The following is a 15,048-nucleotide window of genomic DNA, read 5'->3' as shown; positions in this document are numbered from 1 at the left end:
CGCCGAAGGCGATCGCGAAGCGACGCGACCGAAGGGAGCGCCCTTGACAGGACGGCCCGAACCGGAAGGACGATGGGACTGACGGGAAACCCCCAGGCTTCTCTGATCCGGTCCATGGGGATACCGCCCCCCGGCCCGCACCCGGGGAGGCGGGTGGGCAACCCCCGCCCCACCCCAGGGGGTCGAGGGGGAGATAGCGGGCCCGGACCGGAGCGGCCCGGACCGGCCCGGAGCGCCCCGGCCCGGCCACCCCACCCCGCCCCGCCCCGCCGCGTGCCTCAGCTCTCCGTCCGGTACATCAGGTCGATCTCGTGCGTCGCGAAGCCCAGGCCCTCGTACACCGCCAGGGCCGCCGGGTTGTCGGCGTCGACGTACAGCATCGCCGTCGGGAGGCCGGACTCCGCCAGGTGGTGGAGGCCGACGGCGGTGAGGGCCTTGCCCAGGCCGCCGCCCTGGGCGCCCGGGCGGACGCCGACCACGTAGACCTCGCCCAGCTGCTCCTCGGCGTGGACCTTCGTCCAGTGGAAGCCGACCAGTTCGCCGTCCCGTTCCGCGAGGAAGAAGCCCTTGGCGTCGAACCACGGCTGCGCGATCCGGTCGTTCAGGTCCCGCTGCGTGAGCGCGCCCTGCTCCGGGTGGTGGGCGAAGGCGGCGGCGTTGGCGGCGAGCCAGGCGGTGTCGTCCTGCCCGGGCACGAAGGTGCGGACGGTCACGCCGGCCGGGAGGACCGGCTCGGGCAGCGGGGCGGCGTCCGGGCCCAGGGGGCGGCGCAGCTGCCGGAGTTCGCGGAAGAGGGTGAGCCCGAGCACCTGGGCGAGGTGCCGGGCGGCGGACTTGCCGCCGTGCGCCCAGACCCGGATCCGCTTGCCGGAGGCGTTCAGCAGGGCGGTGCCCAGGGCCCGGCCGTAGCCGCGACCGCGCAGGGCGGGGTGGATGACGAGTTCGGCGGCCGGGGCCTCCACCGGGTCGGTGTCCTCCAGCTGCCCGTACCCGCACAGCCGCCCGCCGTCGGTGAGGAGGAAGTGCCGGATCCCCTCGCGCGGTCCGCCGCGCAGCTGGAGGCGGCCCTGTTCGGAGACGGCGGTGGTGCCGTCGGTGCGGGCCGCCTCCGCGATCAGGTCGAGTACGGAGTCGGCCTGCTCCTCCGTCAGCTCGTCGAGGATGTCAATCTGCCGTCCCGGCTCCAGGGCCGCTGCTGCGTCAGTCATGCTCCGAGCCTACGGCGCGCCGCCCGACGGCTGCGCGTAACCAGCTCGCAACCCGCTACCCCCTGTCGTGCTACGCGCGTTGACCTTAGGCTGCGGGCACCTCCCAAATGTTGTCTCGCTGTCCACAAAGGGGAATAAATGTCAGCGAAGCCACAACGGCCCCGTACGGCCCGCCGGTTGACCATCGGCGCTCTCGCCCTCACGGCGGGTGCCGGCGCAATGGTCGCCGCCGCGCTGCCGGCCGGTGCCGCGAGTGGTGGCGGTACGCCTCCCAAGGCGCGCACCGTCGACGTACAGATGCTCTCGTTCAACGACTTCCACGGCACGCTGGAGCCCCCGCAGGGCTCGTCCGGCACCGTGAGCGAACGTCAGGCAGACGGCACCACCAAGGCAATACCCGCAGGTGGCGTCGAGTACCTCGCCACCAGCCTGCGCGAGGCTCGCAAGGGCCACGAGTACTCCGTCACGGCCGCGGCCGGCGACATGATCGGCGGCAGCCCGATGCTGTCCGGTCTCTTCCACGACGAGCCCACCGTCGAGGCGCTCAACAAGCTGAACCTCGACGTGTCGAGCGTGGGCAACCACGAGTTCGACGAGGGCAAGACCGAGCTGCGCCGGATGGCGTACGGCGGTTGTCACCCGACCGAAGGCTGCTTCGAGTACGGCAAGACCTTCACGGGTGCGCAGTTCCAGTACCTCGCCGCGAACGTGACGGACGAGAAGACCAAGCGTCCGCTGATGTCGCCCACCTTCATCTGGAAGAAGGGGGAGGTGAAGATCGGCTTCATCGGCGTCACCCTGGAGGGCACTCCGGACGTCGTCAGCGCCGAGGGCGTCAAGGGCCTGAAGTTCGGCGACGAGGTCGAGACGATCAACAAGTACGCGGCCGAGCTGAACAAGCAGGGCGTGAAGTCGATCGTGGCGCTGATCCACGAGGGCGGTCTGCCCGCGAACGGCGCGTACAACTACGACTGCGACGTGCCGGGCGCCGGCGCGGGCATCTCGGGTGCGATCGTCGACATCGCCAAGAACGTGGACCCGAAGGTCGACGCCCTGGTGACGGGTCACACGCACCAGGCGTACAGCTGCAACATCCCGGACCCGGCGGGCAACCCCCGCACGGTGACCTCGGCGGCCTCCTACGGCCGGCTGTTCACGGACACCACCCTCACCTACGACCGGGCGACGAAGGACATCGTCCGGACGCCGGCCCTGTCGCCGAAGCCGGTGAACAAGCTCGTCGGCCGCGAGCAGCCGAAGGCCGCGGACATGTCCGAGCTGATCACCCGCTGGAAGGCGCTCGCCGCGCCGGTGGCGAACCGTCCGATGGGCTACATCTCGGCCGACATCCCGGGCCGCGGTTCGGAGTCGCCGGAGAAGCCGCTCGGCGACCTGATCGCGGACGCGCAGCTGGAGGCCACGGCCCCGGCGGACAAGGGCGGCGCGCAGCTGGCCATCATGAACCCGGGCGGCATCCGTGCCGACCTGGCCTACAAGGCCGCGGGTGACGAGGGCGACGGTGTCGTGACGTACGGCGAGTCGTACACGGTGCAGCCGTTCAACAACCTGATGAACGTCGTGGACCTGACCGGCGCGCAGCTGATCACCGCGCTCCAGCAGCAGGTGAGCGGTACGGTCAACGGCCCGAACCCGAAGATCCTGCAGGTCTCGAAGGGCTTCACGTACACCCTGGACATGACGAAGACGGGCGCGGACCGGATCGTCGTGGACTCGGTGAAGCTGAACGGCGCGGCGATCGACCCCGCCAAGACCTACCGGGTCGCGATGAACGAGTTCCTCGCGGGCGGCGGTGACGGCTTCACCGTCCTGAAGGAGCACAAGAACAAGCTGGTGGGTGCGTCGGACCTGGACGCCTTCAACGCCTACCTGGCGAAGTCGACGGCGGCGACCCCGATCGCCCCGCCGGCGGCCGACCGCATCAAGGTCGTCAAGTAGCGCGGCGGTGGACAGTACGTCCCGAGGGGGCGGTGGGCCGGAGTCGGCCCGCCGCCCCCTCGGCGTTCGCGCTAGAGGGTCGCGAGGAACTTCCCGACGGCGGAGTGGAAGCCCTCCGGGTCGGTGAAGGGGACGAAGTGGTCGCCGTCCAGGGCGGTGTACGAGGTGCCCGGGCGCCGGCTGACCATGGCGTCGGCGGCGTCCTGGGTGAGCGCCTGGCTCTGGCGGCCGTGGATGAGCAGGGCGGGGCAGGGGCTCGCGGTCCAGGTGTCCCAGTGGTCGCCGTCGCAGGCGTGGATGGAGTCGAGCATGTCCTGGCCGTGGAAGGCGAGCCGCCAGCCGGTGCCGTCCTTGAGCGGGCGCACCCCGTCGGCGACGAAGGGCAGGGCGGCCGGGTCGACGGCGCCGAGGAGTTCCTCGCGGGTGGGCGCGGAGTAGGGCAGGGTCCCGAGGAAGTCGAACCACTGCGGGCCGGCGGGGATGTCGATGGCGACGGTGGCGTCGACGCCGATCAGGGCGCCGACGCGGTCGGGGTGGGCTGCGGCCAGGTGGTAGGCGTTGAGGCCGCCGAGGGAGTACCCGAGGACGGCGACGGGCTCGGTGAGCCCGAGGTGGTCGAGGAGGGCGACGGCGTCGGCGACGTACCCCTCGCGGCGGTAGTGCGGGGCGCGGTCGGAGTCGCCGTGGCCGCGCTGGTCGGGGGCGATGACCCGCCACTCGTCGCCGAGGGCGGCGGCGAGGCCGGTGAAGGCAGCGGCTTCGGACATGCCTCCGTGGAGGGCGAGGAGCGGCCGGCCGGTGCCGCCGAAGTCCAGGTACGAGAGGGTGCGGCCGTCGATGCCCAGTGTGTCGCGCATGGTTCGTGTCTCCCCGTTTCCGTTGCCTGCGGTGGTCGCGGGCATCACTCTGCCAGCAGTTGGGCAAGCGCGCAATACACATGTCTTGTGCGCTTGCCCAAGTCCGGGTCGGAGGGGCGCGGGCGCGGATACCATCCGGAGCATGGGAAATCGCGAGGACCTGCTGGCCGGCGCGCGCCGCTGCCTTGAGGAGAAGGGCTACTCGCGCACGACCGTGCGCGACATCGCCACGGCGGCACAGGTGAGCATGGCCGCGATCGGCTACCACTTCGGGTCCCGCGAGGCGCTGCTCAACCAGGCGCTGTTCGCCGCCATGGACGACTGGGCCGCCGGCTCCGGCCGGCTCGCCGGCGAGGGCGACACCGCGGCGGAGCGGTACGGCGACACCTGGGACCGCAAGATCCGCGACTTCCTCGACATGCGCTGGCTGTGGATCGCCAACATCGAGGCCTTCGTCCACGCCCAGTCCTCACCCGAGCTGCTGGCGATCCTGGCCGAGGGGCAGCGCCGCTCCCGGCGGATGGTGGCCGCGCACCTGGCCGGGGTGTCCGAGGAGGCGGTGACCGACGAGGACGTACGGGCCCTCGGGTCGGTGCACCTCGCGCTGCTGAGCGGGGTGATGGTGCAGGTCCTGACCGACCCCGGGCAGGCGCCGACGGGGGCCGAGCTCACCCGAGGGCTGCGCAGGATGGTCGAGTTGCTGGAAGAGCCCGCGCCTACCGACGGGTAGTAAACGCCGGTCCCGCACGCCATAATCCGGTCCCACCACCGGTCGGCGAAGGGGCGGGGCATGGACGCGGGCAGAGGCACGGGTACGCGTACGGGCGCGAACGCGGGCAGAGGCACGGGCGTACGCACGGGCACGGACGCACGCACGGGCACAGGCGTACGCACGGGCACAGGCGTACGCACCGCCGCGGGCGCGCACACGGCGCGACCGGGCCGGCGGGCCTTCCTCGCCGGCGCCGCGGCCGTGGGCACGGGCGCGCTCCTCGCCCTCGGGGCGGCGGCACCGGCCCACGCCGCTTCCACCCCCGCCCCCGCCCCCGCGCGGACCCTCGGCACCCAGGACTGGATGGCCGGCCTCGCCGACTCCACCGCCCTCCAGCGGATGACCATCCCCGGCACCCACGACTCCGGCGCCACCAAGGGCGGCCTCTACGTCGCCTGCCAGAACACCTCGATCGCCCAGCAGCTCGACTCCGGCATCCGCTTCCTCGACGTCCGCTGCCGGGTCACGGGCGGCTCGTTCGCCATCCACCACGGCTCGTTCTTCCAGGACCTGATGTTCGGCGACGTCCTCGCCGCCTGCCGGGACTTCCTCGCCGCGCACCCCTCCGAGACGGTCCTGATGCGCGTCAAGCAGGAGTACTCCTCCGAGTCCGACGCCGCCTTCCGCGCCGTCTTCGACGACTACCTCGACCGGCGCGGCTGGCGTCCCCTCTTCCGGATCGCCGACACCCTGCCCGCCCTCGGGCAGGCCCGCGGCAGGGTCGTCCTCCTCGCCGACAACGCCGGCCTGCCCGGCCTGCGCTACGGCGACGGCGGCGTCTTCGACATCCAGGACGACTACAACACCGAGCCCTTCGCCAAGCGCGTCCGCATCGAGGACCACTTCCGCAAGGCGGTCCGGGAACCCGGCAGGCTCTTCGTCAACTACGTCAGCACCGCCGCGTACATGCCGCCGCGCTGGAACTCCGACCGGCTGAACCCGCAGGTCCACGGCTTCGTCGACGGCTCCGAACTCGCCGGCCGGACCGGCCTCGGCATCGTCCCGATGGACTTCCCCAACACCCGCTCCGGCCTGGTCGCCTCACTGCTCCGGCACAACTGACGGCTGCTCCGACGGCGGCGGCGCCGGCGCGCCCGGGATGCGCAGCACCGCCTCCGTGCCGCCCGCCCCGTCCGCGGCGGCGCGCAGCTCGGCGCCGCCGCCCGAGCGGGCCGCCGTACGGGCCACGATGGACAGGCCCAGCCCGCTGCCGGGCAGGGCACGGGCCGACTCGGAGCGCCAGAACCGCTCGAAGACGTACGGGAGGTCCTCGGGCGGGATGCCCGGCCCGTGGTCGCGTACGGTCAGCTCGCCCGCGCGCAGCGAGACCTCGACGGCGGCGCCCGGCGGGCTGAACTTCACGGCGTTGTCCAGCAGGTTGACCACCGCCCGCTCCAGCGCGGCGGCCTCGCCCCGTACGTACCAGGGCTCCAGGGCCGAGCCGAACCGCAGCTCGGGGCCGCGCAGCCGGGCCCGGGACAGCGCCGAGGCGGCGATGTCGTGCAGGGCCACCACCCCGAGCGGGGCGTGCGGGGCCGTGTCCGGGCGGGACAGCTCCTGGAGGTCCCCGATCAGTGCGGCGAGTTCCGTCATCTGCGCCTTGACCGAGGCGAGCAGCTCCCGGCGGTCCTCGGGCGGGATGGCCCGGCCGGTCTCCTCGCTGCGCGCGAGGAGCTCGATGTTGGTGCGCAGCGAGGTGAGCGGCGTGCGCAGCTCGTGCCCGGCGTCCGCGATCAGCTGGGCCTGGCGTTCCTGGGAGGAGGCGAGCGCGGCGGTCATCGCGTTGAAGGACCGCGAGAGGCGGGCGATCTCGTCGTCGCCCTCGTCCGGGATCCGCACCGTCAGGTCCTCGGTGCGGGCGACGTGCTCGACGACGCCGGTGAGCTCGTCCACGGGCCGCAGCCCCGTCCGGGCCACCCACAGGCCGGCCGCGCCCGCGCCGACGACCCCTATGCCGGAGACCAGGAGCAGCACCCAGGCCAGGGTGGACAGGGGCTTGTCGATGTCGGCGAGGGGCTTGGCGATGGAGATCCCGAAGGTGGGTCCGCCGGTGGTGAGGCGCCGGCCGATCGTGTAGACGCGCATCCGGTCGCCGTCGGCGGTGGTGGCGTCGTGCAGCCTGGCGCTGCTGCGGCCGGCCGCGACGTCCTTGTCGGTCTGGGTGGCGGGCAGGTCGGTCCGTCCGCTCACCCAGCAGCGGCCGCCCTCGGCGGTGACGATCTGGACGGTCGCGTTCAGGTCCCCGGCGATGTCCGTCTGGTTCGGCGGCGGGCCCAGCGTGCAGCCCTCGCGGAGGGTGCGCAGCACCTGCTCGCTGGGGTCGGTGGCCATCAGGGACTGGTTGAGCTGGTCGTTCAGCTGCGCCCGCACCATCACCCAGGACGCCCCGGCCACCGCCGCGACGGCGACCGCGACGGCGACGGTGACCAGCAGTGCCAGCCGGGAGCGCAGCGGCAGCGCGCGGAACCGGTCGGCCGGACCCGTCATTCGGGCCCGCCCTCGCCGGCCCGCAGGACGTACCCGACGCCGCGCACGGTGTGCACGAGGCGCGGTTCGCCGGCCGCCTCGGTCTTGCGGCGCAGGTACATCACGTACACGTCCAGGGAGTTGGAGCTGGGCTCGAAGTCGAAGCCCCACACCGTCTTGAGGATCTGCTCGCGGGTCAGCACCTGGCGCGGGTGCGCCAGGAACATCTCCAGCAGCGTGAACTCGGTACGGGTCAGCTCCACCGGCCGCCCGCCCCGGGTGACCTCGCGGGTGGCGAGGTCCATGCGCAGGTCGCCGAAGGCGAGGGCGTCCCCGGCCGGTTCCGGGCCGGCGGCGGGGGCGGCGTAGGAGCTGCGGCGCAGCAGGGCGCGGACGCGGGCGAAGAGCTCGTCCAGTTCGAACGGCTTGACGAGGTAGTCGTCGGCGCCCGCGTCGAGGCCGGTGACGCGGTCGCCGACGGTGTCGCGGGCGGTCAGCATCAGCACCGGGGTGACGCTGCCGGAGGCGCGCAGCCGGCGGGCGGCCGTCAGGCCGTCCATCCGGGGCATCTGGATGTCGAGGACGATCAGGTCGGGGACGTACGCGGCCGCCTGGTCGAGGGCGTCGAGCCCGTCGACGGCGGTCCGGACCTCGTACCCCTCGAAGGCGAGGCTGCGGCGCAGGGCCTCGCGCACGGCCGGTTCGTCGTCGACGACGAGGATGCGCTGCGGGTCGCCTTCGGCGGGATTCATGGTCGGGGTCCCCCAGGGGTGGTGGTCGGTGCGCGGGGCACGTCCCAGGGTGTCAGAAGGAGATGCCGAAGCCGTTGCCGCCGCTGTCGGCCCCGCGGCTGCCGTTCCCGTCGGCGTTGCCGTTCCCGTTGCCGCCGCTGCCGCCCTTGCGGAGGGAGTCGAGGTCGGCCTTGATCGTGTTGACCGGGATGGCGAAGCCGAGGCCGACGCTGCCGGCGCCGGCGCCGTCGCTGGAGGGCGAGTAGATCGCGGAGGGCATGCCCACGATCTCGCCGTTCATGTTCACGAGGGCGCCGCCGGAGTTGCCGGGGTTGAGGGAGGCGTCGGTCTGGATGGCCTTGTAGGAGGTGGTCTCGGAGCCGGTGTCGCCGTTGAACTGCTGACCGTCGTACGAGAACGGCCAGCCGCCGCCGCGCTGCCGCTGCGGGCTCTGCTGCTGGCGGTTCTCGGTCTTCGGCACGTTCACCTCGCGGTTCAGCGCCGAGACGATTCCGCTGGTGACGGTGCCGGTGAGGCGGTCGGGGGAGCCGATGGCGACGACCTGGTCGCCGACCTTGAGCCGGTCGGAGTCGCCGAGCTTGGCGGGCCTCAGGCCGCTGGCGCCCTGGAGCTTGATGAGGGCGAGGTCCTTGCCGGGGTCGGTCCCGACGATCTTGGCGTTGTACTTCTTCCCGTCGCTCATCGTCACCTGGATCTCGGTGGCGCCGTTGACGACGTGGTTGTTGGTGGCGATCTCGCCGTCGGCGGTGAGCACGATGCCGGAGCCGGTGCCCTGGCCGGAGCCGGTGCGGGTGTCGATGCGGACGACGGACGGGCTGACCTGCTCGGAGACCCCGGAGACGGTGCCGTTGCTGGACTGCGAGACGTTGGTGCCGTTCACGCCGCCGACGACGGCGCCCGCCTGCCCGAGGAACTGCTGCACGGCGACGGCCGTTCCGCCGCCGACCACGGCCGCCGCGAGGGCGACGGCGGCGAGCAGCGCGACGGGCCGCTTGGCGCGGGCCGCGTGCGCGGGGCCGGCCGGGCCGGCGGCGGCCGCGGAGCCCCAGGCGTCCCACCCGCTGCCGCCGCCGCTGCCGCTGCCCGCCGGGACGGTCTCGCCCTGGATGACGGGCGGCTGGTGCGCCTCGTGCCACCCGGGAGCCGGGGCGGCCGCCGGCGGGTACGCGGGCGGCGGCGGATAGCCGGCGGCCCCGGCATCCCGCGCCAGCCGTTCGCGCCCCCGCTGCCAGTCGTCCCCGAAGGGCGCGTTCCGGGCCGGGCCGTTCTCCTGGGGGTACTCGCCTTCGCGGCGGAAGCTCTCGGTCATGCCTATGACTGTGTCCGCGCTTCATGAGAGCTTCCTGAGTCCCGGCTGAGAAGCCCGACAGAACCGCGTATGCCCGAAATAAGGACCTGGGCACCGACCCCTCCTCCCGATATTCTGAACACGTTCAAACCAGTGGGGAGCATCCGCGCTCACGCCCAGGAGGACGACCATGCCCGCACCCGCCGAGAAGGTGTCCCGGCAGGCCTCGAACTGGGCCCTGGCGGCCATGGCGGCAGCCCTCCTCGGCCTCGCCACTCCCTTCGCCCCGCTCGCCGTCCCGACCGGGCTGCTCGTCGTACTCCCCCTCACCTCACGCAGCGCCCCCGTGCGCTTCTCCCTGATCTGCGCGGTCATGGGCGGCGCGCTGCTGGTGATCGCGACGGGCCTCACGGTGGTGTCCCCCGCGATGGACATCGCGGGCACCTGCCGGATGCTCCTGCTCCTGCCGACCCCCCTGATGCTCCTGGGCGCCGCCTTCACCGCCCCGCACGAGAAGCCGGGCGCCCGCCGGCTCTGGGGCGTACTGGCCCTGCCGCTCGGCGCGGCCTCCGTTTGGGCCCTGGCCCTGCTCGCGGGCCCCTACCTGCTGGGCGCGCTCCTGGGCCGGTAGGGCGGGCCCCGGCCCGGCCGGACTGCCGCCGTGCGCCGGCCGCGGCTCACCGGTCGCCGGTCGCCGCCCCTGACCCCAGAAGCCATACGCCATTAACCGGGCATTCAGACGCGCTTGCGAGCCTCACGTCATGCAGCCCCGACTCCGCCTCACGGCAGACACTTCCAACGCGCCTGTCCTGCCGCGTGCGCGGAAGAATGGAGTCATGAGCCACCAGCCCAGCGCAGGCCCCACCGAGGTCCCCGCACAGCACTCGTCTCACGCCCCCGCAACCGGAGACGGCACCGGCACCGGCACCGGCAAGAAGGCCGACGGCGGCAGCGGCGCCAAGCCCCGCCTCGGGTCCATAGCCGCCCACCGGCCCCACGCCGCCCGCGTGACCGGCCACGTCGACCTCGATCCCGACCTCGACGCCGACCTGGACGCCTACGAGGACAAGGACGACACCGGCGAGCTCCCCGCGAACCGCTTCCTCGACCGGGAGCGCAGCTGGCTGGCCTTCAACGAGCGGGTGCTCGAACTCGCCGAGGACTCCGCGACCCCGCTGCTGGAGCGCGCCAACTTCCTGGCGATCTTCGCGAGCAACCTCGACGAGTTCTTCATGGTCCGCGTCGCCGGCCTCAAGCGCCGCATCGCGACCGGCGTCGCCACCCGTTCGGCCTCAGGCCTCCAGCCCCGTGAGGTGCTGGACCTGATCTGGACCCGCTCGCGCGAGCTCATGGCCCGGCACGCCGCGTGCTTCCAGCACGACATCGCCCCCCAGCTCGCCGAGGAGGGCATCCACCTCATCCGGTGGCCCGACCTCACCGAGAAGGAGCAGGCCCGGCTCTTCACCCTGTTCCGCAACCAGATCTTCCCGGTGCTCACCCCGCTGGCCGTGGACCCCGCGCACCCGTTCCCGTACATCTCCGGCCTCTCCCTCAACCTGGCCGTCGTCGTACGCAACCCCGTCAGCGGCCACCGCCACTTCGCCCGCGTCAAGGTGCCGCCGATCCTCTCCCGGTTCCTGGAGGCCTCCCCGCAGCGCTACGTCCCGCTGGAGGACGTCATCGCCGCGCACCTGGAGGAGCTGTTCCCCGGCATGGAGGTGCTCGCGCACCACATGTTCCGCGTGACCCGCAACGAAGACCTCGAAGTGGAGGAGGACGACGCCGAGAACCTCCTCCAGGCGCTGGAGAAGGAGCTCATGCGGCGCCGCTTCGGCCCGCCCGTCCGCCTGGAGGTCGAGGAGTCCATCGACCCGGGCGTCCTCGACCTCCTCGTGCAGGAGCTGAAGGTCAGCGCCGCCGAGGTGTACCCGCTGCCCGGCCCGCTCGACCTGACCGCCCTCTTCGGGATCGCCTCCCTGGACCGGCCCGAGCTGAAGTACCCGAAGTTCGTCGCCGGCACCCACCGGGACCTCGCCGAGGTGGAGTCCGCGTCCGCGCCCGACATCTTCGCCGCGCTGCGCGAGCGCGACGTGCTGCTGCACCACCCGTACGACAGCTTCTCCACCTCCGTACAGGCCTTCCTGGAACAGGCCGCCGCGGACCCGGACGTCCTCGCGATCAAGCAGACGCTGTACCGCACCTCCGGCGACTCCCCCATCGTCGACGCGCTCATCGACGCCGCGGAATCCGGCAAGCAGGTCCTCGTACTCGTCGAGATCAAGGCCCGTTTCGACGAGCAGGCCAACATCAAGTGGGCGCGCAAGCTGGAGGAGTCCGGCTGCCACGTCGTCTACGGCCTCGTCGGCCTCAAGACGCACTGCAAGCTCTCCCTCGTCGTCCGCCAGGAGGGCGACACCCTGCGCCGCTACAGCCACGTCGGCACCGGCAACTACCACCCCAAGACCGCCCGCCTGTACGAGGACCTCGGCCTGCTCACCGCCGACCCGCAGGTCGGCGCGGACCTCTCCGACCTCTTCAACCGGCTGTCCGGGTACTCCCGCCGCGAGACCTACCGCCGGCTGCTGACCGCCCCCAAGTCCCTGCGCGACGGGCTGATCTCGCGCATCGACAAGGAGGCCGACCACCATCGGTCCGGCCGCCCGGCGTCGGTCCGGCTGAAGATGAACTCGATCGTCGACGAGGCCCTCATCGACTCCCTCTACCGGGCCTCCCGGGTGGGCGTGCCCATCGACATCTGGGTGCGCGGCATCTGCGCCGTGCGCCCCGGCGTCCCCGGCCTGTCGGAGAACATCCGGGTCCGCTCGATCCTCGGCCGCTTCCTGGAACACTCCCGGGTCTTCGCCTTCGGCAACGGCGGCGAGCCCGAGGTGTGGATCGGCAGCGCCGACATGATGCACCGCAACCTCGACCGCCGCATCGAGGCACTGGTCAGGGTCACCGACCCGGCCCACCGCGCGGCACTGGACCGGATGCTGGAGACCGGCATGTCCGACGCCACCTCCTCCTGGCACCTGGGCCCGGACGGCGAATGGACCCGGCACAGCACCGACGCCGAAGGCCAACCGCTGCGGCACGTACAGGAGATGCTCATAGACGCCCGGAGGCGCCGGCGTGGCTCTGCCAAACCATGACGACCTGACCGCAGGTGACGTGCTCGGCGTCTACCTGCGCTCCCAGGCCACCGCTTTCCTGCGCGCGCTGCGCCTGCACGAAGCGGGCGCGGCGGGCGGCTCCGCCGCCGACTCGGCGGAGAGCAGCGAGGCGGCGTACGGGCTGCGGGGCGCGGCGCGCCGGATCGCCGGGTCGCTGAGCACGTTCCGGGCCGTCACCGAGTCGCGCTGGGCGGACTCGCTGCGCACGGAGCTGGTCTGGCTGTCGTCCACGCTGGCCGACGAGCACGCGTACGCCGCCCGGCTGTCCCGGCTGATGGAGGCCCTGCAGCGGCTGTCGGGCTCCCCCGACCTGCCGGCCCCGCGGGGCGGGCCGGGCGCGTCGGGCGCCCTCACGGTGGGCTCGGCGCGGGCGGGCGCCCTGCTGGAGCGGCAGCTCACGCTGGCGCGCACCCGGGCGCACTCGGCCACCCTCCAGGCCCTCGGGTCGTCCCGCTTCCACGCGGTGGCGGACGCGGTGGCGGTGCTGGCCTCGGAGGTGCCGCTGGACCCGGTGGCGGCGCGGGGCCGGATCGGGGACGTGCTGGAACCGCTGGCGGAGGTCACCGCCACCCGGCTCGCGGGGGCCGTCTCCGCACTCCCCGCCGCGCAGGGCACCCCGTACGCGGCGCACGAGGACGCCTCCTGGCACGAGGTGCGCCGGCTGCTGCGGGTGCACCGGTACGCGCGGGAGGTGCTGGGCGGGGACGTGGCCCGGCTCTCGGCGGCGGGAGAGGCCCTGGACCTCCACCGGGACGCCTCGGAGGCCGCCACCGCCTCGGCGACGGCCGCCCGCACCCCGCGGATCGCCCCGGCGACGGCGTACGCGCTGGGGGTGCTGCACGCCGACCAGCGCCACGCGGTGGAGGCGGCCCGCCTCTCGTTCCACCACATCTGGCACCCGACCCCGGCCGTCCCCTGACCGACCGACCGACCGGGCGGGGCTGCCGCTGCGCGGGGCGGGGCGGGGAGCAGCCCGCGCAGCGGCATCCCCGGCGGGGCCCGCCCGCGTCTGAGACGCTGGACGGGCCGGCACAGGCCGGGCCACCGGCGAAATCCGGCCACCCCGCCCGGCCAGGGCAACGGCCGCGAGAGGGTAACAGCGCCATAACGGGCGGATAACGCCCGATTAAGCCCGGGCACAAACCACCCCATCCGCACCGGGCCGTCCGCCATGGTTCACCCCCCGTTCACCAAGCGCGGTCGACCGCTTCACCTGTTCTGCCTAATTTCGGTAGCGCAAGGTGCGAGCCGATCGGGAAAACACGGCGCCGCACCACAGCAGCCCGTAGTCCTCTTCGCACGCCGCCCCGAACCAGAAAGCGGCCGGCGGCTCCTCGGAAGGAACACCCGAAAGTGAAGCTTCAGCGCAAGAACCGGCTTCGTGCCTCCGCCCTCGGGGCCCTCGTCGTGTCCGGCGCCCTGGTCCTCACGGCGTGCGGCTCGGACGACAACACGAAGACCGGCGCCGACGGCACCACCAAGGCCTCGGCCCCGGCGCCCGGCGACATCAAGTGCGAGGGCGCCAAGGGCAAGCTCCTCGCCTCCGGCTCCTCCGCGCAGAAGAACGCGGTGGACCTGTGGGTGAAGAACTACATGGCCGCCTGCTCCGGCGTCGAGGTGAACTACAAGTCCTCCTCCTCCGGTGAGGGCATCGTCGCCTTCAACCAGGGCACCGTCGGTTTCGCCGGCTCGGACTCGGCGCTGAAGCCCGAGCAGGTCGAGGACTCGAAGAAGATCTGCACCGGCGGCCAGGGCATCAACCTGCCGATGGTCGGCGGCCCGATCGCCATCGGCTTCAACGTCTCCGGCGTGGACAAGCTGAACCTGGACGCGGCGACCCTCGCGAACATCTTCAACGACAAGATCAAGAAGTGGGACGACGAGGCGATCAAGAAGCTGAACCCCGGCGTCTCGCTTCCCCCCACCGCCATCCAGGCCTTCCACCGCTCCGAGGACTCCGGCACCACCGAGAACCTCGGCAAGTACCTCAAGGCCACCGCCCCCGACGCCTGGACCTACGAGGCCGCGAAGAAGTGGCCGGCCCCCGGTGGCCAGGCCGCGTCCGGCTCCGCCGGTGTCGCCTCCCAGGTCAAGGCCGTCGACGGCGCGATCGGCTACTTCGAGCTCTCCTACGCCACCTCGCAGAGCATCAAGACCGTCGACATCAACACCGGCGCCGGCGCCCCGGTCAAGGCCACCCCGGAGAACGCCTCCAAGGCCATCGCCGCCGCCAAGGTCGCCGGCACCGGCTCCGACCTGGCCCTGAAGCTCGACTACACCACCAAGGCCGAGGGCGCGTACCCGATCGTCCTGGTCACCTACGAGGTCGTCTGCGACAAGGGCAACAAGGCCGAGACCCTCGGCACCGTGAAGTCCTTCCTCGAGTACACCGCCTCGGACGCGGGCCAGAAGGTCCTCACCGAGAACGGCTACGCGCCGATCCCGGCCGAGATCAACACCAAGGTCCGCGAAGCCATCAAGTCGCTGGCCTAGCAACACCCTCCCGGCCCGGGCCGATCCGTGAAGGATCCCTACGACTGTGCCGGTGTGAGCGAGGACGCCGAGCTGGACACGTC

Annotated in this window: 12 protein-coding genes; 7 read left to right on the top strand and 5 right to left on the bottom strand. The window is 72.6% G+C overall.

The annotated features are described in order from the left end of the window. Window positions 1–278 precede the first annotated feature (278 nt). Window positions 279–1,208: a mycothiol synthase gene (gene mshD, locus ACQKM2_RS36405; RefSeq protein ID WP_427717414.1), complete on the bottom strand. Its 930-nt coding sequence runs from the start codon at window positions 1,206–1,208 to the stop codon at window positions 279–281. Window positions 1,209–1,346: 138 nt separating this feature from the next. Between mshD and ACQKM2_RS36400 the strand changes: the two genes are divergently transcribed. Further along, complete coding sequence (locus ACQKM2_RS36400; protein ID WP_427717411.1) at window positions 1,347–3,164, top strand: bifunctional metallophosphatase/5'-nucleotidase; 1,818 nt, start codon at window positions 1,347–1,349, stop codon at window positions 3,162–3,164. Window positions 3,165–3,235: 71 nt separating this feature from the next. Here the strand turns inward: ACQKM2_RS36400 and ACQKM2_RS36395 are convergent, their stop codons facing one another. Continuing rightward, the gene (locus ACQKM2_RS36395) at window positions 3,236–4,021 is read right to left on the bottom strand and encodes an alpha/beta fold hydrolase (RefSeq protein ID WP_427717408.1); all 786 of its coding nucleotides are present in this window, start codon (window positions 4,019–4,021) and stop codon (window positions 3,236–3,238) included. Window positions 4,022–4,163: 142 nt separating this feature from the next. On the opposite strand from ACQKM2_RS36395, the gene ACQKM2_RS36390 reads away from it, so the two are divergent. Then, the gene (locus tag ACQKM2_RS36390; RefSeq protein ID WP_427717405.1) at window positions 4,164–4,751 is read left to right on the top strand and encodes a TetR/AcrR family transcriptional regulator; all 588 of its coding nucleotides are present in this window, start codon (window positions 4,164–4,166) and stop codon (window positions 4,749–4,751) included. Window positions 4,752–4,811: 60 nt separating this feature from the next. Then, the gene (locus ACQKM2_RS36385) at window positions 4,812–5,855 is read left to right on the top strand and encodes a phosphatidylinositol-specific phospholipase C (RefSeq protein ID WP_427717403.1); all 1,044 of its coding nucleotides are present in this window, start codon (window positions 4,812–4,814) and stop codon (window positions 5,853–5,855) included. On the opposite strand, the gene ACQKM2_RS36380 is transcribed toward ACQKM2_RS36385, so the two are convergent. The 3 genes from ACQKM2_RS36380 to ACQKM2_RS36370 are packed head-to-tail and all read right to left on the bottom strand — an operon-like array spanning window position 5,835 to window position 9,320. Then, window positions 5,835–7,280, bottom strand: coding sequence for a sensor histidine kinase (locus ACQKM2_RS36380; protein WP_427717401.1), 1,446 nt, complete (start codon window positions 7,278–7,280; stop codon window positions 5,835–5,837). The genes ACQKM2_RS36385 and ACQKM2_RS36380 overlap by 21 nt on opposite strands. Next, window positions 7,277–8,011, bottom strand: a complete 735-nt coding sequence (locus ACQKM2_RS36375) for a response regulator transcription factor (RefSeq protein WP_427717399.1) — start codon at window positions 8,009–8,011, stop codon at window positions 7,277–7,279. The genes ACQKM2_RS36380 and ACQKM2_RS36375 overlap by 4 nt, the downstream gene beginning before the upstream one ends. Before the next feature lie 52 nt (window positions 8,012–8,063). After that, window positions 8,064–9,320, bottom strand: a complete 1,257-nt coding sequence (locus ACQKM2_RS36370; RefSeq protein WP_427717396.1) for a S1C family serine protease — start codon at window positions 9,318–9,320, stop codon at window positions 8,064–8,066. A gap of 169 nt (window positions 9,321–9,489) precedes the next feature. Here ACQKM2_RS36370 and ACQKM2_RS36365 point away from each other — a divergent pair, with 169 nt between their 5' ends. The 4 genes from ACQKM2_RS36365 (at window position 9,490) to pstS (ending at window position 14,965) form a co-directional block, all read left to right on the top strand. Then, the gene (locus ACQKM2_RS36365; RefSeq protein WP_427717394.1) at window positions 9,490–9,930 is read left to right on the top strand and encodes a hypothetical protein; all 441 of its coding nucleotides are present in this window, start codon (window positions 9,490–9,492) and stop codon (window positions 9,928–9,930) included. 205 nt (window positions 9,931–10,135) lie between these two features. Further along, window positions 10,136–12,451: an RNA degradosome polyphosphate kinase gene (locus ACQKM2_RS36360; protein ID WP_427717392.1), complete on the top strand. Its 2,316-nt coding sequence runs from the start codon at window positions 10,136–10,138 to the stop codon at window positions 12,449–12,451. After that, window positions 12,432–13,391, top strand: a complete 960-nt coding sequence (locus ACQKM2_RS36355) for a CHAD domain-containing protein (RefSeq protein WP_427717389.1) — start codon at window positions 12,432–12,434, stop codon at window positions 13,389–13,391. Before ACQKM2_RS36360 ends, ACQKM2_RS36355 begins: the two co-directional genes overlap by 20 nt. A gap of 434 nt (window positions 13,392–13,825) precedes the next feature. Beyond that, window positions 13,826–14,965 (top strand): phosphate ABC transporter substrate-binding protein PstS, encoded by a 1,140-nt coding sequence (pstS, locus tag ACQKM2_RS36350; RefSeq protein ID WP_427717386.1) that lies wholly within the window; start codon window positions 13,826–13,828, stop codon window positions 14,963–14,965. The last annotated feature ends 83 nt before the right edge of the window (window positions 14,966–15,048 follow it).

It is taken from the genome of Streptomyces sp. NPDC004126, assembly GCF_050275515.1.
Lineage (GTDB): Bacteria > Actinomycetota > Actinomycetes > Streptomycetales > Streptomycetaceae > Streptomyces.
Note: the sequence above shows the minus strand (reverse complement) of the source record. Positions and strands in the feature narration are given on the sequence as shown.